General features: G+C 41.8%; 6 protein-coding genes. 2 read left to right on the top strand and 4 right to left on the bottom strand.

Going from position 1 to position 7022, the window contains the following annotated elements:
- Positions 1–2: 2 nt before the first annotated feature.
- The 3 genes from HMPREF9965_RS12010 to HMPREF9965_RS12020 are packed head-to-tail and all read right to left on the bottom strand — an operon-like array spanning position 3 to position 3103.
- Positions 3–1262, bottom strand: coding sequence for an ABC transporter permease (locus tag HMPREF9965_RS12010; protein WP_001180410.1), 1260 nt, complete (start codon positions 1260–1262; stop codon positions 3–5).
- A gap of 1 nt (position 1263) precedes the next feature.
- Complete coding sequence (locus HMPREF9965_RS12015) at positions 1264–1965, bottom strand: ABC transporter ATP-binding protein (RefSeq protein WP_000811464.1); 702 nt, start codon at positions 1963–1965, stop codon at positions 1264–1266.
- Complete coding sequence (locus tag HMPREF9965_RS12020; protein WP_000677994.1) at positions 1949–3103, bottom strand: efflux RND transporter periplasmic adaptor subunit; 1155 nt, start codon at positions 3101–3103, stop codon at positions 1949–1951. Before HMPREF9965_RS12020 ends, HMPREF9965_RS12015 begins: the two co-directional genes overlap by 17 nt.
- A 268-nt stretch (positions 3104–3371) precedes the next feature.
- On the opposite strand from HMPREF9965_RS12020, the gene gor reads away from it, so the two are divergent.
- Both gor and HMPREF9965_RS12030 read left to right on the top strand, forming a co-directional pair.
- Entirely contained in the window at positions 3372–4718 is a 1347-nt protein-coding gene (gene gor, locus HMPREF9965_RS12025) for a glutathione-disulfide reductase (RefSeq protein WP_001209560.1), read from the top strand.
- Between the two features lie 143 nt (positions 4719–4861).
- A complete protein-coding gene (locus HMPREF9965_RS12030) occupies positions 4862–5398 on the top strand; it encodes a biotin transporter BioY (protein WP_000709015.1) in 537 nt (178 codons plus the stop codon).
- An 86-nt stretch (positions 5399–5484) separates the two neighbouring features.
- Here the strand turns inward: HMPREF9965_RS12030 and HMPREF9965_RS12035 are convergent.
- A partial coding sequence (locus HMPREF9965_RS12035; protein WP_000316474.1) for a Cna B-type domain-containing protein occupies positions 5485–7022 on the bottom strand: 1538 nt, incomplete at its 5' end.

Genomic DNA, 7022 nt, shown 5'->3' on the forward strand with positions numbered 1-7022 from the left:
TCTTATTCATAGCGAAGGGCTTCAATTGGATCAAGCTTAGACGCTTTATTGGCTGGTAAGACCCCAAAGATCATACCAACGCTGGCCGAAACAGCCAAGCTAAAGAGAGCAATCGGTAGCGAGACACCAATTTCTATTCCTTCCATCATATTTTTTAACAAAGCGCCTGCTAGCGTGGTCAAGCCCGCTGCACTTACTAGGCCGATGACTCCACCTAACAAGGTCAATATCATGGACTCAATCAAAAACTGTACCAAGATATTAGCCCGTGTAGCTCCCAATGCTTTACGAAGACCAATCTCACGAGTACGCTCCGTTACAGAAACCAGCATGATATTCATAACTCCAGTCCCTCCCACAAAGAGAGAGATTCCTGCGATAGCACTGATAATAGCGGTCATAAAACCAAAGATTTGCTGAACCTCTGCAAAAGCGGCAGTTTCGTCTACAACCTGATATTCTCCCTGCTGTACTCCTGCAATTTCTGTCATCTTACGTGCGAGTTCTGGCCCCAAAGTCGGAGTTAGACTCGTATCATTCACACGAAAGACAATATTAGAAATTTCCTCCACATTAAAATTAGCTGCTACAGAAGCATTGGTTGTAATCGGTAAACCACCTACACCAAACATCTTAGCACTTTTAACAGCAGGACTAGAGTAAACACCAATCACGCGGTAGCTATATCCATTGGCTGAAATGATTTGATTGAGTGCTGCCTGAGGCGAGTCAAAAAGACTTTTAGCGAGTTCCTCATCTAGCAAAATCACACTTGTAAAATCTCGGTAATCTTGTTCTCTCAGATCCCTACCTGCAATAATTTTATTTTCTACAGCAGACATATAAGTCATATTCCCACCTGTCAGACTTGCTCTCTCTACCTTTTTATCCTTGTAGGTCAAAGTAACATTTGTACTATTAGTCACATAATAGCCATCTACACCTTTTAGTTTGGCAGTTTCCTTAACCCACGATTCCTGTGTTTTAGGTGGTTCTACGTGAACATCTTCTTCTTTACCAGATAGTGTCAGTGCAGATTGCTTTTGTGTAAAGGAACCGTCCTTACTTTTAATTGGTGAGAAAAATATCTGAATATTTTTCTGAGATTTTGTCATATTTTTATTGACCTGACGAGACATAGAGTCCCCTAAAGCCATGATGACAACTACTGAAGAGACTCCGATGATAATGCCAATCATAGTCAAAAAGGAGCGCATCTTGTGTGCCATAATAGATGAAAAGGCAAATTTCAGATTTTGCATCTTAGTTCTCCTTCCCTTCCAAACGAGCGCTATCAGACGAAATAACTCCATCACGGATTACAATCTGGCGTTTTGCATAGGCTGCAATTTCGGGCTCGTGCGTTACCATAATAATAGTCTTGCCTTCTTCATTTAACTCAACCAAGAGTTCCATGATTTGACTTCCTGTTTTCGTATCCAAGGCACCTGTCGGTTCATCAGCTAGGATGATCGAGGGATCATTAACAAGAGCACGCGCAATGGCCACCCGTTGTTTTTGACCGCCAGACAACTCCGAAGGAAGGTGATGAATACGATCAGTCAACTCTACTTTACTCAGATATTCCTCTGCCAACTTGCGACGTTGGGCAGCTGGAACTCCTGCATAAATCAAGGGTAACTCAACATTTTGAACAGCATCCATCTTTGACAAAAGAAAGAACTGTTGAAAGACAAAACCAATTTGTTGATTACGTACCTGTGCCAACTGCTTTTCACCTAGACGGGCCACTTCTTGACCTTCTAGATAATATTCGCCGCTAGTTGGGGTGTCCAGCATTCCAATGGTATTCATCAGAGTAGATTTACCCGAGCCAGATGGTCCCATAATGGCAACAAATTCCCCTTCGCCAATCTCCAAATTAATATTTTTCAAGACCTGCAGTTCCTGTTCACCATTTCGATAGTTCCGGCAGATGTTTTTTAGACTAATTAGTTGTTTCATCAGCCTTCACCTCTTTTCCTTCTTCCAAGGAAGTCGTTGGATTACTGATGACTTTGGTTCCGTCTGTCAAACCAGATGTGATCTCTTGGTTTTCTGCGTCAGCATTTCCTAGGCTAACTTCAACCTTCTTAGCCTTATTCTCTTCGTCAACAACCCAAACGTAGTTTTTCCCGTCTTCAGTAATGACACTGGTTAAGGGTACGAGGATTGATTTCTTGTCACTTTTAACCTCAACACTAACGGTAAAACCTGGTCTTAAATCACCAATCTCACTCGTTACTTCAATCGTATAAGGATATTTAGAACCAGTATTCCCCCCAGTTATAGCATTCGTTCCTTCTCCACTATTTTTAGGGTAAGCTGAAATAAAGCTGATCTTCCCTGTCCAAGTTTTATCTTGGTAAACTTTAGAAGAGAAGGTCACTTCTTGGCCAACAGAAAGGTTGGCAAGATTGTACTCGGAAAGTTCTCCCTTGACTTGTAGATTGTCGTTACTTACTACATGAACCATCACTTGATTTGCAGCAGTTGTGGACTTTGATACATTGCGATTAACTTCTACAACTGTACCTTCTAGCGTACTCAAAACCTTTGTTGCGTCCAATTGGGCCTGCGCCTTTTTAAGTTGTGCCTCTGCATCAGCACGACTATCACGAGCATCACTAATCTGAGAATCAATGGAAGAGACAGAAGAACCCTGTGCTCCATCATCATATTCTTCCGAATCAGCTAGAGTGTTGTTTCGTGATTCCTTCAAGTCATTGATACGACGATCAGCCTTGGCTATGGCACGGTTAGCTGCATCATAAGCAGACTGCGCTTCTGTGCTGTTGTATTTTACGAGCGCTTGTTCTTTGTCAACCTTATCTCCAACAGAAACCAAGATTTCATCCACCTCACCCTTACTTGCATCCAAATAAACATATTGTTCATTTTTTGCGGTGACGGTACCAGATAAAAGAACAGAGGAGGCAACTGTTCCTTCCTTTGCGACTACGAGATGCGATGTGTCATCCTTACCGGCAGCCTGAGAGGGCTGTCTAAATAGCAAAATACCCACTGCACTGGTTATAATAATACTTGCAGCACCAATAGCTGTGTATAGTTGCCATTTTTTAGTTTTCTTATTCCCCTTCATCACAAAACTCCTATTTTATTTTCAATACAAAGACTATTATAGCAAATTTACCTACTCTAAACAATGATTGTTCAGAGAGAAAAGAGAACAATTCAGGAAACATGCCTTGTTTCCATTTGATTTATGCAGAATTGTACTAGTAACATCATACACCTTATTTCTATATTTAGCAAGTGATTTCTGCTATTTCTTTAGGGCGTAGCAGATTTTTTGCATTCAAAAAATAAAAACGATAGAATATGACTATCAAAACTATAAGGAGTTTTCCATGAGAGAATATGATATCATCGCCATCGGTGGGGGAAGCGGCGGCATCGCCACTATGAACCGCGCTGGCGAACACGGTGCTAAAGCAGCTGTTATCGAAGAAAAAAAATTAGGCGGAACTTGTGTCAACGTTGGCTGCGTCCCTAAGAAAATCATGTGGTATGGAGCCCAAATCGCTGAAAGCTTCCACCACTACGGTCCTGACTACGGGTTTACGAGTTCAGATGTTCAATTTGATTTTGCAAAACTTCGTCAAAGCCGTGAAGCCTACATCGATCGTGCCCGCTCATCTTATGATGGAAGTTTCAAGCGAAACGGGGTTGATTTGATTGAGGGTCGTGCTCATTTTGTTGATTCCCACACAGTCAGTGTCAATGGTGAATTGATTCGTGCCGAACATATCGTGATTGCGACTGGCGCTCGTCCAAGCATCCCAAATATTCCTGGAGCTGAACTCGGTGGCAGCTCAGACGATGTCTTTGCTTGGGAGCAACTTCCTGAATCCGTTGCAATCCTTGGTGCTGGCTATATCGCGGTTGAGCTAGCAGGTGTTCTTCATGCACTCGGTGTAAAAACTGATTTGTTCGTTCGCCGCGACCGTCCTCTGCGTAGTTTTGACAGCTACATCGTGGAAGGTCTCGTTAACGAAATGGAAAAAACAGGCCTACCTTTGCACACCCATAAGGTACCAGTCAGACTCGAAAAAACTGAGCGAGGCATTACCATTCATTTCGAAGACGGTTCTAGTCACACTGCTAGCCAAGTTATCTGGGCTACAGGGCGCCGCCCAAATGTAGACGGGTTGGAGTTAGAAAAGGCTGGAGTTACACTCAACGAACGTGGATTTATCCAAGTGGATGAGTATCAAAATACTGTTGTAGATGGTATCTATGCCCTTGGAGACGTTACGGGTGAGAAGGAACTAACTCCAGTAGCCATCAAGGCTGGACGTACCCTATCTGAACGTCTCTTTAATGGGAAAACACTTGCTAAGATGGACTACACAACTATCCCTACTGTTGTCTTCTCCCACCCAGCAATCGGAACCGTGGGGTTGACCGAAGAAGAAGCTATCAAAGAATACGGCCAAGAGCACATTAAAGTCTACAAGTCAAGCTTTGCATCTATGTACTCTGCCGTTACAAACCATCGTCAAGAATCTCGCTTCAAACTCATCACCGCCGGTGCTGACGAAAAAGTTGTTGGCCTTCACGGACTAGGTTACGGGGTGGATGAGATGATTCAAGGATTTGCTGTTGCCATCAAGATGGGAGCAACAAAGGCAGACTTTGATGCTACAGTAGCTATTCACCCGACTGCCTCTGAAGAATTTGTGACCATGCGCTAATTGTTGAAAGAGACTTTAAAGAGTCTCTTTTTACTTGCAAAATCGGCTGTTACAAAATTGTTACCTTGATTTCAAAAATGGGTTGACTTTTCTTCCTGAATTAGTATAATAGTTACTATAATTTTAAAAAGAGGTTAACAGTTTTGAAAAAAGCTCATATCTATGCTATCCCTGCTATCGGTGCTGCTCTCATCGCCGTATTGGCTCAAATCAGTCTGCCGATCGGTCCTGTACCCTTCACTTTGCAAAACTTTGCGATTGGTCTGATTGCAACTGTTTTTAGACCAAGGGAAGCCGTCCTATCTGTTGCTCTCTATCTCCTGCTGGGTGCCATTGGTCTACCTGTCTTTGCAGGGGGAGGAGCTGGATTTCACGTTTTAGTTGGTCCAAGCGCAGGTTATCTCTGGTTCGACCTTGTCTATGCAGGACTTACATCTTATCTCATCCATCAAAATAGTGGCCATATCCGCATTTTCCTAGCCAACCTCTTGGGTGATTCCCTCGTCTTTGTCGGAGGTATTCTCAGCCTCCACTTCCTTGCTGGTATGCCATTCGATAAGGCACTAGCAGTTGGTGTCCTTCCCTTTATCCTCCCTGACCTTGGTAAGATCATTGCGATTAGTTTTATTGGTCGTCCCTTACTCGAAAGATTGAAAAACCTTCCATATTTTTCAAGATAAAAGAATAGTCCAGAACAATTGTTCTGGACTATTTCCTTTCCAATTACTTCCTAAGAACTAACTGAAAATCAACTCTCATCTAGGGATTATTTATTTTTACGGCTTACAAAGTACAATCCACCAGTCACTGCCATCAAAGCAAGTCCTGCAACTACTGTTGCGTTAGATGCTTTTTCACCAGTGTTAGGAAGTTGAGGTTTTGGATCTGGTTTTCCTGGTTTGTTTGGTTCTGGATCTTTTGGCTTGTTTGGCTCTGGATCCTGTGGTTTATTTGGTTCTGGGTCTTTTGGCTTGTGGTGATTTACAATATTAGTGCCAGTTACTTCAGAAGTATAGCCTTTAGGAACATATACTTCTTTAACTGTATAAACAATCTCTTTACCACCATCTTGATAACGATCAAGATCTGTAAATTCATACGTCCAACCACTTGCTACTGAAGCTGTAGCTGTTTTACCAGTTTCCACACCATTTGCCAACAGTTTAACAACAATTGAGTCTGGACGAATACCATCTTTGTTGTTAGCATCATCCCAAATCTTTTGACCTTTGACATTGATCTTAGCTGGTGTATGAGTGTTCGTAATAGTGTATTTACCATCTTTCTCAGTCACTTCTGCAGTATAGTGTTCAACACTAACTTCTTTCAACACATAAGTGATTTCTTTACCTTTTTCATACTTAGGAAGGTCTTTAAATTCAAACTTCCAATCAGTTTCTGCTGATACTTCCATTTCTGCAACTACTTGTTCTCCTTTAAGGACTTGAACTGTAATCTTAGTTGGACGTTTGCCGTCTTGGTCATTATTATCATTCCAAACTTTCGTTCCAGAAATATTAATTTTTTCTGGATCATGGCTATTAGTAATAGTAAAGTTGTCGATAGAAGATTTATATCCTGCAACAGCTTCTTCCGTTACAGTATATTTAATCTCTTTACCATTCTTATATTTTGCAAGTTTTGTAAATTCAACAGACCAAGTACCATCTGTAGCTGCTTGAACCTCTTTAGAATCAATCTTGGTACCATCTGCTAGGAGGTTAACTGTGATCTTGTCTGGACGTTTACCATCTTGGTTATCAGCATCGTTCCAGTTTTTAGTAACTGTAATATCTATGGTTTCTGGGGTGTAGCTGTTAGTAATCGTAAAGCCTGATGTTGCATCACCTGTAACCTCTGAGATATATCCTTCAACTTTAGTTGTTTCTATTACTGTGTACGCAATCGCTTTACCAGCTTTGTTCACATCAAGATCTGTAAAGCTTCCAGACCAGTTGTTCTCTTTATTGAGCTCAAGGGTCTTACCTGTGTCTTGACCATCGGCAAGAAGTTTAACTGTGACTGATGTTGGACGTTTGCCGTCTTGGTTATCGGCATCCTTCCATACTTTTTTCACAGAGACTTCAGTTTTCGCTGGTGTGTAAATGTTCTTAAATACAAGACCTTTCGCTTCTTTCGAAGCTGTTGCTTTCAATTCAGTTGCGCTGACTTTTTTAACAGTTACTTCAACTTCTTGAACTGTCTTATCGTAGGTGATACCTTTTTCATCGCCTTCAACTTCTGAGATTGTATACTTGTGAGTCCCCACTTGGCTCTCATCATATGAGATTGGTGAGAAGGTCA

Source organism: Streptococcus mitis bv. 2 str. SK95 (genome assembly GCF_000222705.1).
Taxonomy (GTDB): domain Bacteria; phylum Bacillota; class Bacilli; order Lactobacillales; family Streptococcaceae; genus Streptococcus; species Streptococcus mitis_AY.

What these genes read in the sequence shown, in the direction of transcription:
- HMPREF9965_RS12015 (WP_000811464.1), bottom strand. Translation starts at nt 1,965, where the DNA reads ATGAAACAACTAATTAGTCTAAAAAACATCTGCCGGAACTATCGAAAT.
- HMPREF9965_RS12020 (WP_000677994.1), bottom strand. Translation starts at nt 3,103, where the DNA reads ATGAAGGGGAATAAGAAAACTAAAAAATGGCAACTATACACAGCTATT.
- HMPREF9965_RS12010 (WP_001180410.1), bottom strand. Translation starts at nt 1,262, where the DNA reads ATGCAAAATCTGAAATTTGCCTTTTCATCTATTATGGCACACAAGATG.
- gor (WP_001209560.1), top strand. Translation starts at nt 3,372, where the DNA reads ATGAGAGAATATGATATCATCGCCATCGGTGGGGGAAGCGGCGGCATC.